Raw genomic sequence first — 26,413 nt, 5'->3', positions numbered from 1 at the left:
GATTTTCACAAAAAACGCGGTTTCTTTTTAGAAATCGCGTTTTTAGTTTCAATACAAAAAAATGCTTAGTTTTATATTTTAAAATAAATTTATCATCGCATGAAACGTCCCAAAACCTTATCCCAAGGAGATCAAGTTGCCATTGTAGCCACTGCCAGGAAAGTCAAACTTGAGGCTTTGCAACCGGCAATTGATTTGCTGAAATCTTGGGGACTTGTTCCAATCATTGGCGATAGTATTGGTTTAGAAAATCATCAATTTGCTGGCTCAGATGAAGCCAGAGCTGAAGATTTTCAAAAGCAAATGGACAATCCGAAAATTAAGGCCATTTGGTGCGCCAAAGGCGGTTATGGAACGGTAAGAATGTTGGATTTATTAGATTTTTCAAGATTCAAAAACAATCCAAAATGGATTATTGGTTATTCTGATATCACCGTTTTGCATGCGACTGTCAATCAAATGAACATCGCTTCACTACATGCGCAAATGGCGATTCAAATTGACACAAAATCCGAACAGAGTCGGGAGAGTTTACGGGATGTTTTATTTGGAAAAACACTTCAATATGAATTAGAAACCACTTCAAAATACAACAAAATCGGCAAAGTTTCAGGAAAAATTGTTGGTGGGAATTTATCTGTAATTTATTCGCTTTGCGGAAGTTCAACAGCTTTAGAAACCCAGGATAAGATTCTTTTTTTAGAAGATTTGGATGAATATTTATACCACATCGATCGGATGATGCAAAATCTGAAACGCAACGCTTATTTCAACAATGTGAAAGCGATTATCGTTGGTGGATTCTCCAGTATGCGCGACAATTCTATTCCTTTTGGACAAACAGCCGAAGAAATTATTTCAGAAACACTTTCTGGTTATGATTTTCCATTGGTATTCGATTTCCCAGCAGGTCATATTAAGGACAATCGCGCTTTGATTTTTGGGCAAACTGCAACTTTAACTATTGAAAACCAAAAGGCTTCATTAATTTATTAGTTATGGCAGAACACAATGAATTAGGGAAATCTGGCGAAAAAGATGCCATTCAACTATTGCAAAATAAAGGTTACAAAATTTTAGAAACCAACTTTGTTCATCAAAAGGCAGAAGTAGATATTATTGCTCAAAAAGAAGGGTTTTTAGTGGTTGTAGAAGTCAAAACGCGTAGTACTCCGGATTTTGGTGATCCGCAAGATTTTGTAAAACCCGCACAAATCAAAAGATTGGTGAAAGCAGTAGATTTTTATATCAATGACAAGGATTTAGATTTGGAAGTTCGATTCGACATTGTGGCAATTATTAAAAACAAATTTGGTAAGAAAATCGAGCATCTTGAAGATGCGTTTTATTATTTTGAATAATTTAATTATAAAATGATAAACCTTCAAAATCCTTACATTTGCCAAAAAAATAAATTATGCCAAGCTGGGAATCTTTACTGTCGCTGAAACGCTACGGCGATCAATCCAAAAGAATCAGAAAAGAACAAGATGACACACGTCTTGGGTTTGAAGTCGATTATGACCGAATTATTTTTTCAGCTGGATTCCGCAGCTTGCAAGACAAGACACAAGTTATTCCGTTATCCAAAACAGATTTTGTACATACCAGATTGACGCACAGCTTAGAAGTTTCTGTAGTTGGTCGATCTTTGGGTCGAAAAGTTGGCAAGCAGATTTTAGAAAAACACCCACATCTAAGCGCGACTTTAGGACATCATTTCAATGATTTTGGCGCAATTGTCGCTGCTGCTGCCTTGGCACATGATATCGGCAATCCGCCTTTTGGTCACAGTGGCGAACGTGCTATTGGTGATTATTTTAAATTTGGGAATGGCAAACGCTTCAAATCTGAAATTTCTGAACTTGTGTATCAAGATTTGTCGAAATTTGAAGGGAACGCCAACGGTTTCAAATTATTGACCGATGAAAAGTATGGAAATCCAGGTGGTTTGCGAATTTCATACGCCACTTTGGGTGCGTTTACAAAATATCCTAAAGCGTCTTTGCCACAGAAACCAACTAAAAATGTGGCCGACAAAAAGTTTGGGTTTTTCAAACAGCAGGCAGAAATATTTGAAGATTTAGCCAATGAATTAGACCTAGATCAGACAGATATAGAAGATAAATTTCGTTTCAAAAGACATCCACTAGCTTTTTTAGTTGAAGCTGCTGATGATATTTGCTACACCATTATAGATTTTGAAGACGGCATCAATTTAGGCTTGATTCCTGAGGAATTCGCCTTAGAATATTTGTCCAAGATTGTTTCGAACACCATCAACACAGAAAAATATTCAAAATTAACGACTACAAAAAACCGCATCAGTTATCTCAGATCTTTAGCCATTGGTGTTCTCATAGAAGACGTTGTTGAAATCTTCATGCAGAATGAAGATCAAATTTTGAAAGGTGAATTTCATACCGCTTTATTAGAAAAATCGAAGTACAAAGCACAGATTGAAGAAATCATCAAAATTAGTGTTGACCGAATTTACCAAAGTCAAGAGGTTTTGGACAAGGAAGTCGCTGGTTATAAAATTCTGACCAAGATTTTGGACGATTTTACCACTGCTGTTGAAAATAAACAACTTGGAACGGCAAATAATTTTGATGAATTAATTTTGAGAAACTTCCTTAAAGATTTTGATTTTTCTGAATCCAAAACCGAAGATTGGTTGATTGATATTTGTTCTCATGTCGCTTCTTTAACCGACGGCAACGCGTTAAGAACCTATCGTAAATTGACCGGCAGCGATTTATGATTTTATAAAAAATCTAAACACAAAGATTTCAAAACGTCTGGATGTTCAATATGACTCATGTGACCGCCGGGTAGAATTTTCACTTCTATTTGATTTTTTTCAGCGATTTCATTTGTTTTTTCGATATCTATGACCTGGTCATCTTCACCTAAAATAATCAAGGTTTTTTCATTGATTTCACTTAAAATAGAACTTCTGTCTTTCCTATCACGAAGTCCTTTCAATGTGTTTATGATGCCTTGTTGCGAACATTTTTTAGCTTCTGAAATTGCTAAATTAATCTCAGTTTCAAAACGTTTTTGATTTTTGGGTAGAAATAAATTTTTGACTGCCATATTTACAAAAGCATCAGGAAATTTCTGAATCATTTTGATGGCTCGATTTCGGTCTTGTTGACGCATTTCAGTATCGGGAGCAGATGTAGAATTCAATAGAATTAATTTTTTGAGTTTTTCTGGAAATAATTCTGCAAACGCTAAAGCCGCATACCCGCCCATAGAATGCCCGATCATGGAAGCTTTATTGATATTTTCCACTGCCATCAAATTTTGAATAATTTCGGCGTACATTTCCATAGCGTGGATGTAGCCAATAGCATTGGTGTCGCCGTGTCCAGGTAAATCTATCGTGAAAACACGGTAGGTTTTTGAAAATTCTGGTACTAAACTTTTCCACATGTTTTTATTTCCCAAAAAACCGTGAACTAATATCAAGTTTTCACCTTCACCTTCTGCTGAATAGTGAATTTTGCTTTGTTTATAATAGAATGTCATAAGCTTAAAAAACCTTGCTTCTAAAGAAAAGAAACAAGGTTTGGTTTTATAATTATAATTATAAATTTATGAATTCATCAGGTCTTCAATTTCTTCAATTTCAATAGGAATATTGCCCATTAAATTTTTTGGTTCGCCACTTTCTTGAATGACGACGTCGTCTTCCAGACGGATGCCCATATTTTCATCTGGCAGATAAATACCTGGTTCTACGGTGAAAACTTGGTTGGCTTTCATCGGTTCGTGAAGCAAGCCGTAATCGTGTGTGTCCAGCCCGATGTTGTGTGAAGTGCCGTGCATAAAATATTTTTTGTAAGCAGGCCAATCTGGATTTTCGTTTTTAACATCGGCTTTGTCTAATAATTTCAAATCCAACAACTCCGAAGTCATCATTTTGCCGACTTCAACGTGATAATCTTTCCAAATTGTTCCCGGAACTAGCATTTTTGTTGCCTCTTTTTTAACTTTATTGACGGCGTTATAAATTTGTTTTTGGCGGTCGCTATATTTTCCTGAAACAGGAATAGTTCTAGACATATCGCTTGCATAATTTGCATATTCTGCACCGACGTCAAGAAGAATTAAATCACCGTCTTTCAACTTTTCTTTGTTTTCTATATAATGCAAAACTGTTGCATTTTTGCCGCCTGCAATAATTGGTGTGTAGGCAAATCCTCGTGAACGGTTGATAAGGAATTCATGCATAATTTCAGCTTCAAGCTCAAATTCCCAACGTCCTGCTTTGGTTGTTTTCAAGATTCTTCGGAAGGCTTTTTCAGTAATATTGCAAGCTTTCTGCATGACTTCGAGTTCCAATTCGTGTTTCACGGAACGCAAACGCTGCAAAATCGGATTGCTTTTTGAGACTTGGTGTGCAGGATAGTTTTCCCTTAGCCATTTGTTGAAACGATCTTCGCGAGTTTCGGTGGCGTGAGCGGCACGATAATGTTCATTGGTATTTATGTAAACCGTGTCGCATTGTGCCATCAATTCATTGAAAACTTTATGAAAATCTTTCAGCCAATACACGGTTTTGATTCCAGAAGTTTTAAGTGCTTTTTCTTGGTCGAGTTTTTCACCTTCCCAAACAGCGATATGTTCGTTGGTTTCAGTTAGAAATAAAATTTCGCGGTGTTTTTTGTCTGGTGCATCTGGGAAAAGTACCAAAAGGCTTTCTTCCTGATCCACACCACTCAAATAGTAAATGTTGCGGTCTTGCTGAAACGGAATTGTGCTATCTGCACCAATCGGATAAGTGTCGTTGGAGTTGAATACTGCCAAACTATTTGGCAACATTTGACTCATAAAATTTTTTCTATTTTGAATAAATAAATCTGAAGAAATAGGTTCGTATCTCATAAATTTTGAATTTTTTCAAAGATAATTAAACCTATTTGAATAAGTCGTTCAGCTTGAATTGCTTTTTGATATGAGATTTCATTCGTTCATTAGAATTCTGCCGTAAGATAGTCCTACTTCATCGATCATATGAAAAGTCTTCCCGTACATTTTTAGAATAAAAATTATAATCTTGGATATAGTCTAAGCCTTAAGAAATATTTTCATAGAGTTGATGATTTTATTATTTAAAACTTACACTTCTTTATCATTATCTAATTTTAAATTTAAAGAACTCGATTGGTCGTAATTTTTTAATTCAACGATTGAGGCTGGCAGACTAAATCCTTCTGTTATTAGCGCGCCAATCACTTGATCCATAACATGGGATCTTATATTGATATGATGAGATCGTTTCTTAGTGATAAATGTATTTACCCAAAATAAAACTTTTATATTGATAGTGTTTGTAGCGAATTCATCAATAACTATAGCAGGCTTTCTGTCTCCTTTTAAAACTGGTTCTATCTCATTGAGGGTGTCACGAATAACACCAATCGCTAAATTTGGATTATTTTCATAAGCTATACCTACTATAAATTCGTATCTCAAAAAACCATCGATCGTATAATTATATAAAGGGTTTTTGAGAATTATAGAGTTTGGCAAGAAGACATCCTTTCCGTCTGGCGTTTTGATGAGTGTCTCACGAATGTTGATATCCTTGACAAAGCCAACAATTTTATCCACTTCAATCATATCATTAAGCTTGAATGGACTTTTAAAGGCTAGAATAATTCCAGCTAAAAAGTTTTCTCCAATATCTTTTAAAGCAAATCCAATTACAAAGGTTAAAAGTCCTGCTCCTGCTAAAACTTTATTAGTAAAAGCATTTAAGCCAAGTAAGTAAAGAGTGGTTAAAATTACAGCAGTTTTAATAGTAAAACTAATAATCTGTGAAATGAAATTAGCTGTAATTTGATTTGGTGATTTCTTAATTAAGCGGAGTTTAATCCTATGTTTGATAAAATTAGCTATCAGAAATCCTGCTACCAAAAACAATAGGGTAAACGCCAAGTTAACGTAATTCGTTTCAAAATAATGAAATACATTATCATTTATTTCACCAAAGCCATCCATAAAATTATTTATTAAATTAAGAAACCTCTAATTTACCAAAACATTTTATTCCAAAGAATTTTAACTTTTATCTTTTTTGTGTCTTGAAATATTTCACCTAAGTCAGTTTGAATTTGAAAGTTTTCTTATTCAGCTAAAGTTAATCATATAGACCGAGCTAATCTTAAATTATTAAAATGAACTATATGAATTTCAGAAAAAACAAGGTATTATTTCATTGTGTTATGATAAATTAAAAGCACTTACGCTCTAAATTCATTCATCTTGTTCAGTTTATCATAAGTACGATCTGACGTAATCTCATAGTTTTGTCAAGGAATACAAACTAAGGTGAAGAATGTAGCATTATCATTTTTCATACATTTATCTTTTTAAAATTTCAAGGTCTCAATCACAAAAAGCATCATTTTTTTGATTATCACTCAATAAGTTTTAAAACTATTCTAAATTGAGTCTAAAAAACATGCATAATTTGTCAGTGATACATTTGAAGTGTATTTTTGTCCAAAATCAAATTCAGAATAATGGCTGGAATAAATAAATCAACAATAGCAAGGAAAGTTGCTATGGCTCTTTCAGGACTTTTTTTGGTCCTTTTTTTAGCTCAACATCTTACAATTAACTTTACAACTGTAGTAAGCCCATCAACATTCAATGAGCTTTCTCATTTCATGGGAACTAATTTTGTAGTTCAGGCAATATTGCAACCTATTTTAATTGCGGGAGTTATTTTCCACTTTGTAATGGGTTTTGTACTAGAAATCCGTAACAGTAAAGCAAGAGCTGTAAGCTACAAGAAATTTAATGGCGCTGCGAATTCAACCTGGATGTCAAGAAATATGATAATTTCTGGAATAGTAGTTTTAGCTTTTTTAGGATTACACTTTTATGATTTCTGGATTCCAGAGTTGGTTCACAAATATGTAGAATCACATCCAGATGATCCTTATCGATATTATGATGAAACTATTGCAAAATTTGCTGGAGATCCTATAAGAACAGGACTCTATGTATTTGCTTTTATTTTTTTAATGTTGCACCTACTTCACGGTTTTGCGTCATCATTTCAAACTTTAGGAGCTAAAAATAAATACCAAAAAGGCTTAGCGGGATATAAAAGCGGCACATCTAAACTAATTCGTAATCTTACCACAGCTTACGCAATTGTTGTTCCTATGGGGTTTGTATTTATAGCTCTATATCACTATTTTAATAACTTATAAGCGAAAGGATTATGTCAGTTTTAGAATCAAAAATACCAGAAGGTCCAATTGAAAAAAAATGGACAAAACATAAAAATGAAATCGATCTCGTTAACCCAGCCAATAAGCGTAATATAGATATTATTGTCGTTGGTACTGGATTAGCTGGTGGAAGTGCAGCTGCAACTTTAGCGGAACTTGGTTATAATGTAAAAACATTTTGTTACCAAGATTCTCCGCGACGCGCGCATTCCATTGCAGCCCAAGGAGGAATTAACGCATCCAAAAACTATCAAGGCGACGGTGATTCAGATTACCGATTGTTTTATGATACTGTAAAAGGTGGCGACTATCGCTCTAGAGAAGCAAATGTTTACAGACTTGCAGAAGTTTCTGGAAACATTATCGATCAATGTGTAGCTCAGGGTGTGCCTTTTGCTCGCGAATATGGCGGACTTTTAGATAACCGTTCTTTCGGTGGCGTTTTGGTCTCAAGAACTTTTTACGCTAAAGGCCAAACAGGACAACAGCTTTTACTCGGTGCTTATTCTGCTATGAATAGACAAATCAACAGAGGTAAAATACAAGCATTCAACAGACACGAAATGATGGATTTGGTTCTTGTTGATGGAAAGGCGAGAGGAATTATTGCACGTAACCTTGTCTCTGGTGAGATAGAACGACACTCGGCTCACGCCGTTGTTTTAGCTTCTGGTGGTTATGGAAACGTATTTTACTTGTCCACTAATGCTATGGGAAGTAATGTGATGGCTGCCTGGAGAGCTCATAAAAAAGGAGCTTTCTTCGCTAATCCATGCTTTACACAAATTCACCCAACCTGTATTCCTGTATCTGGAGACTTACAATCCAAGTTGACCTTAATGTCCGAATCTTTAAGAAATGATGGACGTATTTGGGTGCCCAAAAAAGAAGAAGATGCAAAAGCTATTCGTGAAGGTAAGTTAAAACCAACCGAACTTGGTGAAGACGATAGAGATTATTATTTAGAACGAAGATATCCAGCTTTTGGTAACTTAGTTCCTCGTGATGTAGCTTCTAGAGCTGCTAAGGAACGTTGCGATGCAGGTTACGGTGTCAACAAAACTGGACAAGCAGTTTACCTTGATTTTAAAGCTGCTATAGAACGCTATGGAAAAGAAAAAGCCTTTACATCTGGTCATAAAAACCCAAGTGAAGATGAAATAATAAAATTAGGAGAAGAGGTTGTAGAGTCTAAGTATGGTAATTTATTTGAAATGTATGAGAAAATTACAGATCAAAACCCATACAAAACACCTATGATGATTTTCCCCGCAGTTCATTATACGATGGGCGGTCTTTGGGTTGATTACAACTTAATGACTACAATTCCTGGCTGCTACGCTGCTGGAGAAGCTAATTTTTCAGATCACGGCGCTAACAGACTTGGAGCTTCTGCATTGATGCAAGGCTTGGCTGATGGTTATTTCGTTCTTCCATATACTATCGGAGACTATTTGGCTGATGATATCAGAACAGGTGAAATTTCCACAGATACTGAAGAATTTGAAACTGCTGAGAGGGAAGTCAAAGAAAGAATTCAAAAACTCTTTGATGCTAACGGCAAAAATCCTGTTGATTATTACCACAAAAAATTAGGTAAAATCATGTGGAACAAATGCGGTATGTCTCGAAATGAGAAAGAACTTAAAGAAGCCATGGAAGAAATCAAAGAATTGAGAGATGACTTCTGGGCAAATGTGAAATTAACGGGTAAAGCTGAAGCAAAAAATCAGGAACTTGAAAAAGCTGGTCGAGTGGCAGATTTCCTTGAACTTGGAGAATTATTTGCTAAAGATGCTTTAGAAAGAAATGAATCCTGTGGAGGTCACTTCAGAGAAGAATACCAAACTGAAGACGGTGAAGCTTTAAGAGACGATGAAAATTATAAATTTGTTTCTGCTTGGGAATTTGTAGGAAATCCAAGAGACGCTAAACTTCACAAGGAAAAATTAGAATTTGATAATATTGAATTAAAAACAAGAAGCTATAAATAATTGAATTATGAAGCTTAAACTAAAAATATGGCGTCAAGAAGATGCCCAAGATCAAGGAGGATTTCAAGACTATACTGTAGACGGAATAGATGGCGATATGTCATTTTTGGAAATGCTAGATGTTTTGAATAATGATTTGGTAAATGACGGTAAAGAACCTGTTGAATTTGACCACGATTGTAGAGAAGGAATTTGCGGCTCATGCTGTCTTCAAATTAATGGTGAACCTCATGGACCAGACAGACTCATAACGACATGTCAACTTCACATGAGAAAGTTCAATGATGGTGATGAAATCGTGATTGAGCCTTTTAGAGCTACTGCTTTTCCTGTCATTAAAGATTTGGTAATAGATAGATCCTCATTCGATAGAATTCAGCATGCAGGAGGTTATATTTCAGTAAACACTTCTGGAAATACTCAAGATGCTAACTCTATTCCTATTGAAAAAGAAAAAGCCGATGACTCCTTTTATGCTGCAACATGTATAGGATGTGGAGCCTGCGTGGCAGCTTGTAAAAATGCAAGTGCTATGCTGTTTACTTCAGCAAAAGTGTCTCAGTTAGCATTATTACCCCAAGGTGAAATCGAAGCGCATGACCGTGTATTGAATATGGTTCACCAAATGGATAAGGAAGGTTTTGGTAATTGTACAAATACTGGCGCTTGCGAAATAGAATGTCCAAAAGGCATTTCTTTAGAAAATATTGCAAGAATGAATAGAGAATACCTAAGTGCAAGTGTCGCTGGTTAGTATTCTATTTTTAGAAGTATTATAAAACAAAAGAGCAGGAATTTATAAATTCCTGCTCTTTTGTTTTTTGATATTAAATTAATACATCAATATTTGTCTTTCTTATTTTTAGTTTCTTTACCCTCCAAAGCCTTACGATCATTCTGCTTTTTCATCTCTTCCCCGATTTGACTGGACGCTGTAAAAGAAGCTATCATATCATTCAGCATATTACTGCCGGCTTCAGGAGAATTAGGTAATAGAATTAGATTCGAGTTAGTTTGACTTCCTACAGATTGTAAAGTGTCGTAATGTTGAGTAACCACGATAAGTGCCGAAGCTTCTTGTGAGTTAATTCCAACATTATTCAGAACCTCAACACTTTCTTCCAAACCTCTGGCAATTTCCCTTCTTTGGTCAGCAATACCTTGTCCTTGCAGACGCTTGCTTTCAGCTTCAGCACGTGCAACAGCAACAATCTTAATACGTTCTGCTTCACCTTCAAATTCAGCAGCAACTTTTTCACGCTCAGAAGCATTAATTCTGTTCATAGAATCTTTCACTTTTTCATCAGGATCAATGTCGGTGACCAAAGTTCTAATAATATCGTAACCATAATCTAGCATGGCATCATTTAATTCAGCTTTTACAGCATTCGCAATGTCGTCTTTTCTTTCAAAAACATCGTCGAGTTTCATTTTAGGAACTTCAGCACGTACAACATCAAAAACATAAGAAGTGATTTGAGCGCTTGGACTTTCTAATTTGTAAAATGCATCATAAACTTTTGCTGAAGTCACTTGATATTGGACGGAAATTTTCAGATGAACAAAAACATCATCTTTGGTTTTGGTTTCAACATTTACATCAAGCTGTTGAATTTTTAGGTTTATTCTTCCTGCAATACGATCTACAATCGGAATTTTAATGTGTAATCCTGAATTTCTGATGCTCAGGAATCTGCCAAATCGCTCAACAATTGCTGCAGTTTGCTGTTTGACGGTAAAAATACCAGTAATCACGATAATGAAACCGATAATAAGAATAAATACAGTGAAAAAAGTTCCCATAAATTGAATTTAAAATTTATCTAAATGTAAAACAAAAATTTGAATTTTTAAGATGTGATTTAATCTAGATTATCAATCGCAAATTCTAATCTGGCTATGGTTTTATCCTTGCCAATTGATGTGGCAATATGGAAAACATCTGGACCACGCATTGCACCAACTAAGGCTAAACGTAATGGTTGCATGATTTTGCCAAATCCTAAATCTTGAGTTTTAATCCAAGTTTTGACTTCATCTTGAAGATTAGTCTGTGAAAAATCATCTACACTTTGTAATTTTCCAATCAATGCGCGCATCCAAGAAGAAGAGTCTTTTTTCCACACTTTTTTTGAAGATTTTGCATCGAACTCCTTTGGCGCTTCAAAGTAGAACCAAGACAATTCCCAGAAATCTGAAACAAAAGTTGCACGCTCTCGGATGGTTTTTACGACTTCTTCAATATATTGTAACGAGACTTCGATGGACTTTTCAGCTAAAATATTTTTGAATTCCTTGACAAGTTTTTCAACTGGTGCTTGTTGTAAATAATGTTGTTGAAACCATTTGGTTTTTTCAGGATCAAATTTGGCACCTGATTTATGAATGCGTTTCACTTCAAATTTTTCAATCATTTCGGACATGTTGAAAAATTCCTGATCGGTACCATCGTTCCAGCCTAATAATGCCAACATGTTGATGACAGCTTTAGGTAAATAGCCTTCTTCTCGATATCCAGCAGAAACATTGCCATTTGCTGGATCTTTCCATTCCAAAGGAAATACTGGAAAACCAAGCTGATCGCCATCACGTTTGCTTAATTTCCCTTTGCCGCTTGGTTTCAGGATTAATGGTAAATGTGCAAATTTAGGAACCTCCCAGCCAAAAGCTTTGTAAAGCGAAACATGAAGCGGTAAAGAAGGCAACCATTCCTCGCCACGAATGACGTGACTAATTTCCATTAAGTGGTCATCTACAATGTTCGCCAAATGATAAGTCGGCATGCCATCACTTTTAAATAAAATTTTGTCATCCAAAACTTCAGAATCAACTTCGATATGTCCACGAATTTCATCTTGCATAAATAAAGTTTCTGAGGCAGAGGTTTTAAATCTGATGACATAGTCTTCTTCGGCATCAAGTTTTGCTTTCAATTCATCTGAAGACATATTCAGAGAATTTTTCAACTCATGCCTGTTTTTTGGACCATAACTAAATTTGGAACCTTCTTTTTCTGCAATTTTCCTTTGGTTTTCTAATTCTTCTGTGGAATCAAAAGCGTAGTAAGCTTTATTATTCTGAATCAATTCGTCCACATATTTTTCATAAATTGATTTCCGATCACTTTGCCGATAAGGACCAAAACCACCATCTTTACCTGGGCCTTCATCATAAGGAATGCCACACCAATTCAGCGTTTCTATAATATAATCTTCTGCGCCTTCCACGTACCTTGTCTGGTCAGTATCTTCTATACGCAAGATGAAATCTCCATCATGTTTTTTAGCGAATAAATAGTTGTATAAAGCGGTTCTTACACCACCAATATGAAGCGGTCCGGTCGGACTTGGGGCAAATCTTACTCTTACTTTATCCATGTCTAGAATTTTGTACAAATATAAAATTTATTGCCGCTTAAAATCCTTTTTTAGAATTTAAGCGTTTTAGAAATGATGTTAATTTTCAGTTTAGGTGGAAAAAGAAAATTACGGTAAACCCGTAATATTTTTGCGGTTGAACCGTAACAAAAAATTGACTTGCCTATTTATTTTTACTCAAAAAAACATCAGCAATATGATGATTCTATCAGTTTTATGTTTTTCAATTTTAGTATTAGATGTTTTGCTGGTGTTCAAATTACGGCTGAAATCAGAGACTTTTAGGTTTCAAAATAAAAGTACTTTTCTCATCCAGGATAAATTTGCGTTTATTAATAAATTGAATTCTTTTGTAGATAAAAAGAAATGGGAAATTTACTACGAAAATGGGATTTATAAAGTTGAAACATCATCACAAACTTGCAACCACCTTATAAAAATTGAAGTGTCTTCACAATATGTTTTTATCAAAAGTGATTTTATATTTGATTCACTGTCTAACCTTAATCAAGCAGAACAAAAGGTTTCCGAAATTGAATCTATACTCAGATAATGAACTAGTTTTAATTTATTTTGAAATAAAATCTACGGTTTGTCTTATAAGTTCTTCAGCGGGTTCGGGCAAATCTTCTTCATTCCATGGATGCTTGGTGTTGTAGACATGGTTTGCATTGGCAATTAGCGACAATTCGCTATTACTGCAGTATTTGTCTAAAAGGTAAGCTTCTTCAATTTTTACAGATTCATCGGCTTGTCCATGGATTATTTTGACAGGAATCTCAAGTTTTTCACATGCTGATTTAATATTCAAAATCTTTTCGTTGGCTTGAAAGTCTTCAAAAAATTGAAAATTATGAGGCATCATTTGTCCTGTTCTTCCATTTTTCACATAATAAACACCTTTATTTTTCCAGTTTTCAAAGTCTTGACCTTTAGGAAATCTAGACTTAAAATCAGAAACTCCAGACCAAGTTACAACTTTAGAAATATTAGAATTTGTAGCGGCTTTCAACAAAATGATACCGCCACCTCTGCTATGGCCGACTAAAGAAAGTTTATTCAAATCTAAGTAAGCGCTATTGTCAAAATAAGATTTAGTCCATTCTATAATGCGTTCCAAATCGTATAGTTGTTTTGAATAATTGTCGTTTGCGAAATCTTCTAAATTTGGAAAGTCAATAGGCTTTTCAATAGTGCCACCGTTATGAGAAAAATTGAATTTTATAACTGCAATACCTGTTTTTGCGATTTTATCGAAAATAAGATTCCAAGCGCCCCAATCTTTAAAACCTTTGTAACCGTGGCAAAAAATCATGATGGGTTGATTTTTTTCATCAGTTTTATAACGATAGTCTATTAAGATTTTCTTTTTTGAAGAACCTTCAATTGTCAATGTCTCTTTTTTCAGCATAAAAAACAATGTATATATTTAGAGTAGCTTCGCTAGGAATCGAACCTAGATCTAAAGTTTAGGAAACTTTTGTTCTATCCATTGAACTACGAAGCCTGAAAATTTATGTATTAATCTTTATCAGATTTTGGATGATCTTCATACCAATCTTTAAATTCTTTGTCAGTTTGATAATCTTCTCTAAGTATTTTATAAACACTAATAACTAATAAAATTTGTCCCAAAATGCTCAGATAAAATACCCAAGAAAAACTAAGATTAAGCGATGCGAAAATCGTAACCGTAATTAATACTAAAGTGGTGATTGCCAAAAATATAAAACCTAAATTCTTCATTTTTTATTTAAAGTTAAGCTTTAAAATGAAGAATTTAGGTTTAAAAAATTATAAAATAATCTTATTAACTTAAAAAGTCAAATTGTAGAATGCGATTATTTTTCTTTTATTAAATAAAGAAATACTGGAAAGTGGTCACTATAGCCACCTGTAAAACCGCCATCGGCAAAGGCTCGAAATGGATAACCTTTGTATCTGCCTTGTGGATTTTGTAAATAAAAAGGATTGAAAATTCCGGCTTGGTAAAACTTATAATCAGAATAATCGTCTTTTTCTAAAAGGGGTCTTGTCATAAGAATTTGGTCAAAAACATCCCAAGTATCTCTCCATGCTATTGTACCGAGTCCTTTTTTAGCTAAAGATTCAAATGGGTTGTAAAGTCCTTTCAAACCGACATCTTCTTTGTTTTCTTTTGCATTAAGCACCTCTTTTATACTTTCATTATAAGGACCATCATTAAAATCTCCCATGATCATAATCTTAGCATACGGATTTTCATTTTGGATAGAATCTTTTATTTTTTTCGTCAATTTTGCTGCACCAACTCGTAAATATCTAGACTTGCTTTCACCGCCACTTCTCGATGGCCAGTGATTAATGATAAAGTGCATTTCTTCACCATCTAAAAGTCCTTTTACATGTAGTTGATCTCGAGTGTAAACTCTTTTGCTGTTGTCATCTTTCCTGAACATAACCAATTCATGCGCTTTAGAATGTGTTGGTTTAAAGACTGCTTTTTGATATAAAAGTGCCACATCAATGCTTCTGCGATCCGGAGAATTGTAGTGGATTATGCCATAATTATATGGTCGGAGTTTAGGGTCATTGACAAGATCTTCCAAAACCTTGAAATTTTCTATCTCACAAACACCAATAACTGCAGGTGGCATTTTCGTGACTTCAGAGCCAATATCAGCGATAGCATCTGCCATGTTTTTCACTTTTTTAGGATAAGCGATATCCCTAGCGCCCTGAGACATTTCCATTAATGGAGAAGCCTCATCATTTTTATCCGGGTCATTTTCAGTGTCGAAAAGGTTTTCTAAGTTGTAAAATGCAATGGTATTGACTTTAAATTCTTTCTTCTCTTGCGCATTGATTCCTAAGGAAATAAAGAATATTATTGCATAGATTAAATTGCTTTTTCTCATAAATTCAATATTAAAAAATTGTAAAAAGTTATTTTTTCAGTTGACAAAAATAAGCAATAAAGATAATTTGCATACATTTGCAGCCTGTAAATAATAATTTCTTAAAATTAGATCAATTTAATTTAAATTATGATAATGAAAAAACATTTTATTTTTTCAGTTTTCTTTATGTTTTTTAGTCTCGCAATGTTTGCACAACAAACAGATGTGACTGGTAAAATTTTAGAAAGCACTACCGAAGAGGCAATTCCCAATGCCATAATTTCCATTGAAGATTCTGGTATAGAAATCAGAACAAATGCAAACGGTGAATTCAGTTTTGCTGAAACGGATTTGCCTTTGGGAGAACAAATGTTGAGAGTTGCAATGTCAGGTTATGAAACTAAGCGCTATCCAATTATTATTAATGAAGGTGAAGTTTTAGACCTGGGAGAATTATATTTAGATGTAGACTTTAGTGAACAAAATAGACAAATAGGAGTAATTTCTTTGTCTGAAGATGAATTAGATGGTGATGATGCCACTTCTTTCAATATTTCAGGTTTACTTTCATCATCTCAAGACACATATTTAAGAGCGGCAGCTTTTGATTTTAGCGCAGCCTTTTTTAATCCTCGTGGATTGGATAATGCTAATGGTAAAGTATTAATCAATGGTATAGAAATGAACAAATTGACAACAGGACGTCCAAACTGGGCGAACTGGGGTGGTTTGAATGATGTACAAAGAAACCGAGTTTTTACTAAAAGTACTGAAGCTAGTGATTATAATTTCGGCGGTGTTGCTGGAACTTCAAATATTATTATGCGAGCTTCTAAAATGCGTAAAGGTGGAAGAGTGTCTTATGCTAGTTCAAATAGAAGTTATCAAGGTAGAATCATGGGCGGTTACAATTCCGGTGCTTTAGACGGTGGTTGGTCTTATTCTGTGTTGATGTCTAGACGTTTTGGTGAAGAAGGCTTCAGAGATGGAACTTTATATGATGCCAATTCTTTTTTCCTTGCTGTTGAAAAACAAATTAGTGAAAAACACAGTTTAAACTTTACTGGTTTTTATGCACCAAACCGAAGAGGAATGGGAACGGCAGTGACACAAGAAGTTGTTGACTTGAAAGATATTGCCTATAATCCAAACTGGGGTTACCTTAATGGAGAAATGCGAAATACAAGAATTAGAAAAACAGAAGAACCTGTGTTTATGTTGAATCACTATTTGGATATTTCAGATAAAATATCTTTAAATACCAATGCAGGTTATCAATTTGGGTTTTTCTCAACAACGAGAGTTGATAATGGAGGGACAAATTTATTTATAGATCCAAATACTGGAGATCAAGCATATTTAGGCGGTGCCAGAAACCCATCTCCAATATATTATCAAAATTTACCAAGTTACCATTTGAGATTTCCGACTCCAACACCTGCTAATTATCAAGCTGCATATATTGCTGAACAGGAATTTAGAAATGATGGTCAATTTGATTGGAATAGTCTCTATTTGGCAAATCAACTTAATCAAAATAGAGGAGGAAATTCGATTTACGCTATACAATCAGACAGATCTGAAGACAAACAGTTTATGGCAAATACTATTTTGAATGCAATAGTTAATGACAATATTACAATAAACGGAAGTTTGAATTACCGTAATTTAGAAAGTGAAAACTTTGCACAAATGGAAGATTTACTTGGTGGGCAAGGCTTTTTAGATGTTGACTTCTTTGCTGAAGAAACAGATTTAATTACTGGTTTGTCATCAGACTTAGCACAAAGTGATAGAAATAATCCAAACAGAGTAGTTACTGAAGGCGATCGTTATAAATACAATTACCGCATAGACGCTGAAGTTTATGATGCTTTTGGACAAGCACAATTTCAATACAGTAATTTTGACCTATACTTAGGCGGAAATTTCGGAAAGACTAAGTATCAAAGAACAGGACTTTATGACAATGGGTTTTTCGCTGGTGAACGATCATTTGGAAAAGGCGAAGAACTTGATTTCACTACACTTGGTGCTAAATTTGGAGGAACTTATAGAATTACAGGACGTCACGTTTTGGGCTTGAATGCTGCTTATCTTCAAAATGCACCAACTATACGGAATTCTTATAATAATGCAAGACAAAATCATGATATTGTAGATGGTTTAACTGAAGTAAAAATACAATCTGCAGATTTTACTTATAATTATAAATCACCAATAGTTAGTGGACGTGTAACAGGTTTTTACACTGGATTTCAAGATGAAACCAACGTTGGTTTTTACTATACAGAAGATCTTACCGGTTTGCCAGGTGGGAATTTAGGAAATGCTTTCGTGCAGGAAGTCATGACAGGAATAGATAGAAAACATTATGGCGTAGAGTTTGGCGTTGAAGCACAAGTATTATCAACTTTAAAACTTAAAGCTGCTGGATCATTTGGACATTATATTTACGACAGTAATCCAGATTTGTACTTAACTAGCCAGTCATTTCCTGATAAGCAACTTAGCTTTGGAGATGGTAAAACAGATATGAAGAACCTTAGAGTTCCTGGTGGACCAGAGCGTGTATTCCAGTTAGGATTTGAATATAGAGATCCTGATTTTTGGAATGTAGGCTTAACTGCAAACCATTTTTCTAACGCTTTTATCAGTCCTAGTGGTCTTTTACGCTCAGATAATTTTGCACTTGATAATGATGGGATTGCCTTCCCTGAATATAATGAACAAATTGCAAGACGAATATTAAAACAAGAAAAATTTGACGACTATATGTTGTTCAATGCCGTTGGTGGAAAATCTTGGAAAGTTGATGATTATTATATAGGATTCTTTGCTGTAATCAATAATATTTTCAATCAAGAGTATAAAACTGGAGGATTTGAACAATCAAGACGCTCTAATTATAGAACTCGTGGGGTAGATTTGTTAGCTCAAGAGAATGGTCCACTTTTTGGTAATCGCTACTTCTTTGGATATGGTACAACATATTATTTGAGCGCTTACGTAAGATTCTAAAAAAAAATACTTTAAAAACAAAATAAATACACCGATGAAAACAATAAAAATCAATTTCACCTTCTTATTTCTTCTCTTAACGCTTGGAGCAATAACAACTTCATGTGTTGAGGACGATGATTACAATGCACCTGAATTTTTGGAAACACCTCCAAATATAGATCCTAATGATGTGATCACTTTATCATCTGTCTATTCAGAACTAGCCCAAAATGATAATGAAAACTTTACTTTTCAACAAACAGGAAAGTATGCTTTAGCTTATGTTGTTTCTTCAGATATAGGCGGGAATTTCTTCAAAGAGTTAGTAGTTCAGGATAAACCAGTAAACCCAACAATTGGAATATCGATTCAAGCCAATTTAAACCCTCTATTTACCCGATATAATTTTGGAAGAAGAGTATTTATTAAACTTGACGGTTTGACAATTAGCCAAAGACGTGGAGGTCCAACTCAATTCAACGAACCTAGACTTGGTATAGATGATGGTGAAGATGTTGCTCAAATTCCAGAAGCTTTAGTGGAAGAACATATTATTAGAGATGTCGTAGTTGAGGGTATTGTTCCAACAACTCTTGATATTGCTGACTTAAGCGAAGAAAATTTGAATACTTATATCAAGTTAGAAAATGTTCAATTTAATAGAACTTACTTTGGTAATGAAGAGCCACCAACATATGCATCGGATGCAGGAGATGATTTTGATGGTGAAAGAATTCTAGAAAGTTGTGAGACAAATGCAAGCACAATTTTAAGTACAAGTACATTTTCAGATTTTAAAGGCTTGACTTTACCTTCTGGTTCTGGTTCTTTAAATGGTATTTTAACTAGAGATTTCTTTGGAGAATTTTATACTATTTATCTCAATTCTCCAGCAAATGTTGACATGACAGGAGAAAGATGTGATCCAGAAGTTTTTGAATGTGAAGGACCAACGAGTTCAGCAGATGAAATTTTCAACGAAGATTTCGAAGGGATTAATAATCTTAATCAACTTACTGACTGGGTGAATGTTAATGTTACAGGTGGAGATACTGATTATTTCATTGGCAGCTTCAATAATAATAATTATGCTCAGGTTTCAGGATTCAATAGTGAGGAATCTGATATTGAAGCATGGTTGATTACTCCTGAAATTAATCTTGACGCATCGACTCAAGAAGAATTTACTGCTAGAATTGAAGCCGCCTTCGATAATGGAAACTTGCTGAATGTATTCATTACAAGTGCTTACACTGGAGATCCAACGACTACAGAATGGGAAGGTTTGGACGTTAATGTTCCAAATGGTCCTGCTCAAGGTTTCGGTGGTTTACAAGATGTTGGACCAATTAATATTTCTTGTGTGGAAGGCGAAAGTATCAGAATTGGTTTTAGATATATAGGTTCTGCGCCATCTTCAACAACAAGATACCACATCGACGATGTTAATATTTCTGGATTGTTAGACTAGAAAATAGAATCCAATTAATTTATATCAAAACTGCTTAGGTATTTTTCCTAAGCAGTTTTTTATTTCAACAAGGTTCCTAAGCTATTTTTACTAAATTTGACCAATTGAAATCTGTCCGTGAGCGTTTATAAAAAACTTTTCCAACAAACTTTCATTTACGGCTTGGCTACGGTTTTGCCGAGAATGATGAGTTTTTTATTGGTGCCAATTCACACCGAATATTTACCTGATGAATCTATTTATGGCGAAATATCTGTCATTTTCGCTTATTTTGTTCTCTTCAATGTGGTTTTGTCCTATGGTATGGAAACTGCTTTTTTTAGATTTTTCAATAAACAAGAAGCCAAAAATCAGGTCATGTCAACTTCCGCTTGGTCGCTTGTCTTATCTACGCTTATCTTTCTTGGTTTAGGCATTGGTTTTCAAAACCAAATTTCTGGTTTCGTTCAGATTCCCTCAGAATACATCAATTTAATAATTTGGATTTTAGCATTAGATGCATTTGTCATTATTCCATTTGCATATTTGCGTGCACTCGGTCAACCCAAAAAATACGCAATCATCAAAATCATCAATGTGTTCATCAATGTATTATTAAATATCTTTTTCCTAGTTTGGCTAGTAAATTGGTATTCAGAAATCAGTGTTTTTGAAAAAATATACATCCCAGATTTTGAAATCAATTACGTGTTTATCGCTAATCTAGTTGCAAGTGCAACGACTTTAGTTTTATTATTACCATTTTATTTTAAATTGAAATTTTCTTTCAATATTCAATTATGGAAGAAAATGATGCGTTACGGAATTCCAGTACTTATTGCTGGTGTAGCATTTTCAATCAATGAAGTTTTCGATAGAATTTTACTGAAATATCTTTTGCCGGCAGAAACCGCAGAAGCTCAAATTGGCATCTATTCAGCGTGTTATAAACTCGCAGTATTTATGACCTTATTTGCCACGGCTTTCCGATTGGGCATCGAACCTTTTTTCTTTAGCCATGCCAAAACACAAAATCCACAGAAAGCTTATGCGCTGATTACCAAATATTTTGTCATTACAGGCTCACTTATTTTTTTAGGCGTTATCGCATTCATCGAACCTTTGAAACTTCTAATTATTAGAGATGAAGCTTATTATGACGCTTTAGAAATTGTTCCCATTATACTTTTAGCCAATTTATGTTTAGGAATTTATCACAATTTATCGGTTTGGTATAAAATTACAGATAGAACTAGATTTGGCGCTTACATTTCTGTCATCGGTGCAATAATCACATTAGCAGTCAATTTTATTTTAATTCCAGTTATTGGATATTTAGGCTCCGCCATAGCTACGCTTATGGCATATTTTACCATGATGACTTTGTCATATATTTATGGTAAAAAATATTATCCTATTCCATTTCAAACCGGAAAAATCATGATGTATCTTTTGCTTTCCACAGCCTTAGGTGCAATATCTTTTTATTATTTTACAGAAAACTATATCTTCGGCATTGCAAGTATTTTGGTTTTGGCGAGTCTTATTTACGCCAACGAACACAAAGAAATCAAAAGCATGCTGAAGTCATAAAATTGAAATTGAAATGAAAGTTAAAATAAAAAACACATCTCCAAACCAATTACCAACTTACGCTACAGATTTTTCCGCAGGCGTCGATTTGAGAGCGCATTTGAACGAAAAACTAATTCTGAAACCATTTGAACGCGCTTTGATTAAAACAGGGTTATTTCTAGAAATTCCTGAAAATTACGAAGCACAAGTTCGGCCAAGAAGTGGTTTGGCACTCAAAAAGGGCATCACTGTTTTGAATTCACCTGGCACAATTGATGCCGATTATCGCGGTGAAATCGGTGTGATTTTAATTAACTTATCTCAAGAAAATTTTGAAATCGAATCTGGTGACCGCATCGCCCAAATGGTATTTGCCAAATGTGAACAAGCCGATTGGGAATCCGTAGATTTACTTTCTGAAACCATCCGCGGAGAAGGTGGATTCGGAAGCACTGGGAAATAAATAATTTTTAAATTTACTGAATATCATTTTTTAAGACATAATACTATGAAAATAATTGTACCAATGGCAGGTCGTGGCTCTCGTCTACGCCCACATACACTTACTATTCCAAAACCGCTTATTCCTATAGCTGGAAAACCTATTGTTCAACGCTTGGTAGAAAGTATAGCAGATGTTTTAGAAGAAAAAATCGATGAAATTGCTTTTATAATTTCAGAAGATTTCGGCCTGGAAATAGAGAACAAACTCAAATCTATCGCCAAAAATTTAGAAGCCAAAGCCAGTATTTATTATCAAGATAAGCCTTTAGGGACCGGACATGCTATTATGTGTGCCAAAGGTTCTTTGGAAGGTCCGGCGGTAATTGCTTATGCAGACACACTTTTTAAAGCAGATTTCACTTTAGACAAAGATGCGGACGCCGTGATGTGGGTAAAGCAAGTCGATAATCCAGAAGCTTTTGGTGTTGTAAAACTCAATGAAGAAGGTCAAATTACAGAACTGGTAGAAAAGTCGAAAGAATTCGTATCAGACTTGGCGGTAATTGGCATTTACTATTTCAAAGATGTTTCCAAGCTTAAAACTGAATTGGAATCTGTAATAGAAGAAAATATCATTCGTGGTGGCGAATATCAAATCAACGATGGTATTGAGAAAATGAAAACTAAAGGCGCAATTTTCAAACCTGGCAAAGTTGATGAATGGATGGATTGCGGCAACAAAAACGTAACTGTTGAAACCAACAGCAGAATGCTGAATTTCATCAAAGCCGATGCTGAAGAAAAACTTATTTCTGAAAGCGTTCAAATAGAAGATTCTGAAATCATAGAACCTTGTTTCATCGGTGAAAATGTTTTTCTGAAAAATGCTAAAATAGGACCAAATGTTTCTATTGGCAATGGAACTGCTGTAAGAAATTCTGAAATTAAAAACACATTGATTCAAGAAAATGCTGAAATTAGCAATGCAAACTTAAACAATGCCATGATCGGAAATTTCGCTAAATTTGATGGAAACTTCACAACCGTAAGTATCGGCGATTACTCAGTTTTAGAATAATAAATAATGAAAAAAAAACTCATTTGCATTGCATTAATGTCACTTTGCTCGGGAATGTTACCAGTTCTTTCCCAGGAAAAAGATAAAAACAATCTCACAGACGAAGTAAATGTTGATGATTTAGGCAATAATGACGATGAGTTTCAAGAGTATTTTTTTAAAGCCATTGCCGAACGTGCTGTTGAAAATCAAGATAAAGCCATCCAAAGTTTGCAAAAATGCTTGAGTTTGGATGAGAATAATCCTGCCGTTTTTTTTGAATTGGCAAAGAATTATTTCGACATTGAATCTTACAAACTAGCTGAAGATTATTTGTTGAAAACTTTAAACAATAAAGAGTTTGCCAAAAATATCAATATTCATAGACAACTTTTTGACTTGTATTCAGTCACAAAAGACTATGAAAAAGCCATAGAAAAAGCCGAATATTTATCAAAATTTGAAGTTTTCTATTTTCAAGAACTAGCTAACTTATATTTAATTCAAGATCAGTATCAAAATGCTTTAGAAGCGCTTGATAAGTACGATCAGCGTGAAGGGATTGATGAATTTCGAGACGATTTCAGAATGGTAATTTACAAGGAAAGCAAAAATTACCAAAACGGCATCGAGTATTTTCAAAATAGAATTTCAGAATCGGAAGAAGATGTTCGTGCTTATCTCAATTTGATGCGCTTGTATAGACAACAAAATGAATATGAGAAAGCGATTTCTACAGGTAAAGCTTTAGAGAAAATCGATGCGCAAGTTCCAGAACTAAATGCTGAACTAGCATTAAATTATATAGCAACCGCAAATCTATTTGAAGCCAAAAAGTACAGCAAAAAAGTTGTACAAAGCTTGACTCTAGAAGAACAAGACAAACTTGAAGTGATTAAGGCGTTTAAAGATTTTGCAGTAGAAAATGCCGCAGCCCAAAATGCTTTTATTGAAGTTTTGGATTCTGCGCTGGATTCAGAAAAAGCCACTTCCAGTAAAGCAGAATTGGGCGAGTTTTATAAATCGCGTGACAAAAACAAGGCTTTGGATAATTATCGTCAGGCTTTGCGCAATAAACCCAATGATTTTAAGTTGATTAAAAACATCATTCAACTAGAAATAGAATTACAGGAATTTGAAAATTTGCTAGAAACCAGTACGAAAGCCTTGGAACTTTTCCCAACGCAAGCGGTACTATTTTACAGCAAAGGTTTGGCGTTAAGAAATCTTGGCAAAGCCGAACAAGCCGTGCAAACTCTGGAAGAAGGTGTAGATTATATTATTGATAATGAAACTTTAAAATTGAATTTTTACAAAGAATTAGAAAAGGCTTTTCAAGCATTGGGAAAAACTGATCTGGCTGAGAAATATCAGCAGAAAATAAATGAAATGACTGAATAATGAAGATGAAACTATTTTTATTGATATTATGTTTGTCCTTTGTGGGCTGCAAATCATCAAAACAACTCAGCGAGTCTAGTGCTAAAGAAAAATCGGCACGCGTAGTTTTAAAGAATTTTGAAAAAAATCAATCTGATTTCAAAACAGTAAATGGAAGAATGAGGGCGAGCTACAAATCCGAAGATCAATCTCAATCCATCAGCATTACATATAGAATCGAAAAAGATAAAGCCATCTGGATGAGCGCCAAGTTGATGGGCGTTTTGCCTTTAGCCAAAATTTATATCACGCCGGATCGGGTTCAGTATTACGAAAAATTAGAAGGAACTTACTTCGATGGTGATTTTTCCTTAGCAGAAAATTTCTTAGGAATTAAAGTTAACTTTCAAAATCTTCAGAATTTATTGATCGGTAATGCAATGTTCGAACTCGATAAGAAAGCAATGCTATTTGATGAAAACGACTACGTTTTCACCCAAATGATAGAAAATACTTTAGCTTATGCAGCCAAAATCAATGCAGATAATTTTAAAATAAAATCGCAATCTCTATTGAATACAAAACAGGAAAGTCTAGAAATAAATTATCCGAGATTTCAGGAGGTCAACGGTCATAATTTTCCTTCAGTAATAGAACTAAAAGCCAAGAAATTAGACGAACACATTCAAATTGATATTGAATATAAAACCTTGACATTTGATGAAGATTTGACTTTTCCTTTTTCAATTCCTAACAATTATATAGAAATCAAACTTTAATGCGATATTTCAAAATCTCATATTGTATATTATTTTTGTTCTGCGGGCTTAGCGTTTTAGGACAAACACGTAAGGAGCTGGAAGCCAAACGTCAAGAGATTCAGCAAGAAATTAATAATATCAACAAAGTTTTAAAATCCACTGAAGCAGAGAGTAAATCTGCCTTAACGGAATATCAGGATCTTCAAAAGCGAATCCAAGCTACAGAAAGGCTTATTCAGGTTAATAATCAAGAAGCGAATTTGCTGACAAGGGAAATCAACGAAAACGCCAATAAAATAGACCGACTTCGTAAAGAATTAGAGAAGTTGAAAGCAGATTACGCCAAAATGATTGAAAAATCTTACAAAAGCAAATCTGACCAAAGCCGAATTATGTTTCTCTTTTCTTCTGAATCCTTTTTGCAAGCTTATAAGCGGATTCAGTATATGAAACAATACACCAGTTATCGAAAAAAACAAGGTGAAGAAGTCAAAAAACAAACCAAAAAATTACAAGAACTCAACGAAATTTTATTTGAACAAAGAAAAGATAAGGAACAGATTCTGGCTGAAAACCGGAATACCCGCAATGATTTGGTCAAAGACAAGAAAAATCAACAACAACTTTTGGCAAGTATCAATCAGCAAAAATCAAAATACGCCAAAGAACTCAATGCCAAACAAAGAGAAGTCAACCGAATAGAAAAAGAAATCGACAGAATTATAAAAGAATCTATTGCTAAAGAAAATAAAAAAGTTGGCTCAAAATCTAAAACTACTTTCAAATTGACACCAGAAGCCCAAGCATTGGCAAATGACTTTCAAGAAAACAGAGGGAAATTGCCTTGGCCAGTAGAATCTGGTGTGGTTTCCATGCGTTTTGGGGAACATCCACATCCTATTGTGAAAACTGCCAAAATTATGAGTAATGGCGTAAGAATCGACACCGAAGAAAACGGAAAAGCCAGAGCTATTTTTGAAGGTTTTGTAAGCCAAATTAGTAAAATTCCAGGCGCAAATTTGACTGTTATGATTAGACATGGTGACTATATTTCAGTTTATAATAATATTGAAAAAGTGTACGTAAAATCAGGCGATAAGATTTCTAGAAACCAGGAAATCGGTGAAGTCGCAAGAAATCCCTCTTCTGGACGAACCACTTTATTTTTTCAACTTTTCAAAAACATGACCAAATTGAATCCAGAACAGTGGATTTACAAGATGTAATTGAGTTG

The 26,413-nt window shown here is 34.4% G+C and carries 23 protein-coding genes and 1 tRNA gene; 15 read left to right on the top strand and 9 right to left on the bottom strand.

The genetic code is table 11. The annotated features are described in order from the left end of the window. Positions 1–99: 99 nt before the first annotated feature. The 3 genes from EIG86_RS09165 to dgt are packed head-to-tail and all read left to right on the top strand — an operon-like array spanning position 100 to position 2,764. Positions 100–996 (top strand): S66 peptidase family protein, encoded by an 897-nt coding sequence (locus EIG86_RS09165; RefSeq protein ID WP_127845871.1) that lies wholly within the window; start codon positions 100–102, stop codon positions 994–996. Between the two features lie 2 nt (positions 997–998). Then, on the top strand, positions 999–1,361 hold the full coding sequence (locus tag EIG86_RS09160) for a YraN family protein (RefSeq protein ID WP_127845870.1): 363 nt from the start codon (positions 999–1,001) through the stop codon (positions 1,359–1,361). 56 nt (positions 1,362–1,417) lie between these two features. Beyond that, on the top strand, positions 1,418–2,764 hold the full coding sequence (gene dgt, locus EIG86_RS09155) for a dGTP triphosphohydrolase (protein WP_127845869.1): 1,347 nt from the start codon (positions 1,418–1,420) through the stop codon (positions 2,762–2,764). 2 nt (positions 2,765–2,766) lie between these two features. On the opposite strand, the gene EIG86_RS09150 is transcribed toward dgt, so the two are convergent. The 3 genes from EIG86_RS09150 to EIG86_RS09140 all read right to left on the bottom strand — a co-directional run bounded on the left by EIG86_RS09150 (position 2,767) and on the right by EIG86_RS09140 (position 6,015). Then, positions 2,767–3,537: an alpha/beta fold hydrolase gene (locus EIG86_RS09150; protein WP_127845868.1), complete on the bottom strand. Its 771-nt coding sequence runs from the start codon at positions 3,535–3,537 to the stop codon at positions 2,767–2,769. Positions 3,538–3,603: 66 nt separating this feature from the next. Next, complete coding sequence (locus EIG86_RS09145) at positions 3,604–4,896, bottom strand: aminopeptidase P family protein (RefSeq protein ID WP_127845867.1); 1,293 nt, start codon at positions 4,894–4,896, stop codon at positions 3,604–3,606. A gap of 234 nt (positions 4,897–5,130) precedes the next feature. Next, on the bottom strand, positions 5,131–6,015 hold the full coding sequence (locus tag EIG86_RS09140) for a mechanosensitive ion channel family protein (RefSeq protein WP_127845866.1): 885 nt from the start codon (positions 6,013–6,015) through the stop codon (positions 5,131–5,133). A 524-nt stretch (positions 6,016–6,539) separates the two neighbouring features. On the opposite strand from EIG86_RS09140, the gene EIG86_RS09135 reads away from it, so the two are divergent. Genes EIG86_RS09135 through EIG86_RS09125 form a run of 3 tightly spaced genes read left to right on the top strand, consistent with a single transcriptional unit; the run spans position 6,540 to position 10,007 of the window. Further along, a complete protein-coding gene (locus tag EIG86_RS09135; protein ID WP_127845865.1) occupies positions 6,540–7,238 on the top strand; it encodes a succinate dehydrogenase cytochrome b subunit in 699 nt (232 codons plus the stop codon). A gap of 11 nt (positions 7,239–7,249) precedes the next feature. Then, positions 7,250–9,253 (top strand): fumarate reductase/succinate dehydrogenase flavoprotein subunit, encoded by a 2,004-nt coding sequence (locus tag EIG86_RS09130; protein WP_127845864.1) that lies wholly within the window; start codon positions 7,250–7,252, stop codon positions 9,251–9,253. A gap of 7 nt (positions 9,254–9,260) precedes the next feature. Beyond that, on the top strand, positions 9,261–10,007 hold the full coding sequence (locus tag EIG86_RS09125; RefSeq protein ID WP_127845863.1) for a succinate dehydrogenase/fumarate reductase iron-sulfur subunit: 747 nt from the start codon (positions 9,261–9,263) through the stop codon (positions 10,005–10,007). An 86-nt stretch (positions 10,008–10,093) separates the two neighbouring features. Here the strand turns inward: EIG86_RS09125 and EIG86_RS09120 are convergent, their stop codons facing one another. Beyond that, positions 10,094–11,056: an SPFH domain-containing protein gene (locus tag EIG86_RS09120; protein WP_127845862.1), complete on the bottom strand. Its 963-nt coding sequence runs from the start codon at positions 11,054–11,056 to the stop codon at positions 10,094–10,096. Positions 11,057–11,115: 59 nt separating this feature from the next. Beyond that, positions 11,116–12,630, bottom strand: coding sequence for a glutamate--tRNA ligase (gene gltX, locus EIG86_RS09115; RefSeq protein WP_127845861.1), 1,515 nt, complete (start codon positions 12,628–12,630; stop codon positions 11,116–11,118). Positions 12,631–12,826: 196 nt separating this feature from the next. On the opposite strand from gltX, the gene EIG86_RS09110 reads away from it, so the two are divergent. Next, positions 12,827–13,183: a hypothetical protein gene (locus EIG86_RS09110; protein WP_127845860.1), complete on the top strand. Its 357-nt coding sequence runs from the start codon at positions 12,827–12,829 to the stop codon at positions 13,181–13,183. A gap of 15 nt (positions 13,184–13,198) precedes the next feature. Here the strand turns inward: EIG86_RS09110 and EIG86_RS09105 are convergent, their stop codons facing one another. The 4 genes from EIG86_RS09105 to EIG86_RS09090 form a co-directional block, all read right to left on the bottom strand. Continuing rightward, positions 13,199–14,041, bottom strand: a complete 843-nt coding sequence (locus EIG86_RS09105; RefSeq protein WP_127845859.1) for an alpha/beta hydrolase family protein — start codon at positions 14,039–14,041, stop codon at positions 13,199–13,201. A gap of 24 nt (positions 14,042–14,065) precedes the next feature. Next, positions 14,066–14,137, bottom strand: a tRNA-Arg gene (locus EIG86_RS09100). A gap of 14 nt (positions 14,138–14,151) precedes the next feature. Beyond that, positions 14,152–14,376 carry a hypothetical protein gene (locus tag EIG86_RS09095; RefSeq protein WP_127845858.1) on the bottom strand — a complete coding sequence of 75 codons (225 nt, stop codon included), beginning with the start codon at positions 14,374–14,376 and terminating at the stop codon, positions 14,152–14,154. A 95-nt stretch (positions 14,377–14,471) separates the two neighbouring features. Continuing rightward, on the bottom strand, positions 14,472–15,527 hold the full coding sequence (locus EIG86_RS09090) for an endonuclease/exonuclease/phosphatase family protein (RefSeq protein WP_127845857.1): 1,056 nt from the start codon (positions 15,525–15,527) through the stop codon (positions 14,472–14,474). Between the two features lie 135 nt (positions 15,528–15,662). Here EIG86_RS09090 and EIG86_RS09085 point away from each other — a divergent pair, with 135 nt between their 5' ends. The 8 genes from EIG86_RS09085 (at position 15,663) to EIG86_RS09050 (ending at position 26,405) form a co-directional block, all read left to right on the top strand. Continuing rightward, positions 15,663–18,530, top strand: a complete 2,868-nt coding sequence (locus EIG86_RS09085) for a carboxypeptidase-like regulatory domain-containing protein (protein ID WP_192901723.1) — start codon at positions 15,663–15,665, stop codon at positions 18,528–18,530. 34 nt (positions 18,531–18,564) lie between these two features. Then, on the top strand, positions 18,565–19,983 hold the full coding sequence (locus EIG86_RS09080; protein ID WP_127845856.1) for a DUF5689 domain-containing protein: 1,419 nt from the start codon (positions 18,565–18,567) through the stop codon (positions 19,981–19,983). 117 nt (positions 19,984–20,100) lie between these two features. Then, on the top strand, positions 20,101–21,555 hold the full coding sequence (locus tag EIG86_RS09075; protein WP_127845855.1) for an oligosaccharide flippase family protein: 1,455 nt from the start codon (positions 20,101–20,103) through the stop codon (positions 21,553–21,555). Between the two features lie 13 nt (positions 21,556–21,568). Beyond that, positions 21,569–22,000 carry a dUTP diphosphatase gene (gene dut, locus EIG86_RS09070; protein ID WP_127845854.1) on the top strand — a complete coding sequence of 144 codons (432 nt, stop codon included), beginning with the start codon at positions 21,569–21,571 and terminating at the stop codon, positions 21,998–22,000. 45 nt (positions 22,001–22,045) lie between these two features. After that, a complete protein-coding gene (locus EIG86_RS09065; protein ID WP_127845853.1) occupies positions 22,046–23,059 on the top strand; it encodes a sugar phosphate nucleotidyltransferase in 1,014 nt (337 codons plus the stop codon). 6 nt (positions 23,060–23,065) lie between these two features. Next, positions 23,066–24,439, top strand: a complete 1,374-nt coding sequence (locus EIG86_RS09060) for a tetratricopeptide repeat protein (RefSeq protein WP_127845852.1) — start codon at positions 23,066–23,068, stop codon at positions 24,437–24,439. Beyond that, positions 24,439–25,197, top strand: coding sequence for a DUF4292 domain-containing protein (locus tag EIG86_RS09055; RefSeq protein WP_127845851.1), 759 nt, complete (start codon positions 24,439–24,441; stop codon positions 25,195–25,197). The genes EIG86_RS09060 and EIG86_RS09055 overlap by 1 nt, the downstream gene beginning before the upstream one ends. Beyond that, a complete protein-coding gene (locus EIG86_RS09050) occupies positions 25,197–26,405 on the top strand; it encodes a murein hydrolase activator EnvC family protein (RefSeq protein WP_127845850.1) in 1,209 nt (402 codons plus the stop codon). The genes EIG86_RS09055 and EIG86_RS09050 overlap by 1 nt, the downstream gene beginning before the upstream one ends. The last annotated feature ends 8 nt before the right edge of the window (positions 26,406–26,413 follow it).

The organism is Psychroflexus aestuariivivens (genome assembly GCF_004010055.1).
Taxonomy (GTDB): Bacteria; Bacteroidota; Bacteroidia; order Flavobacteriales; family Flavobacteriaceae; genus Psychroflexus; species Psychroflexus aestuariivivens.
Note: the sequence above shows the minus strand (reverse complement) of the source record. Positions and strands in the feature narration are given on the sequence as shown.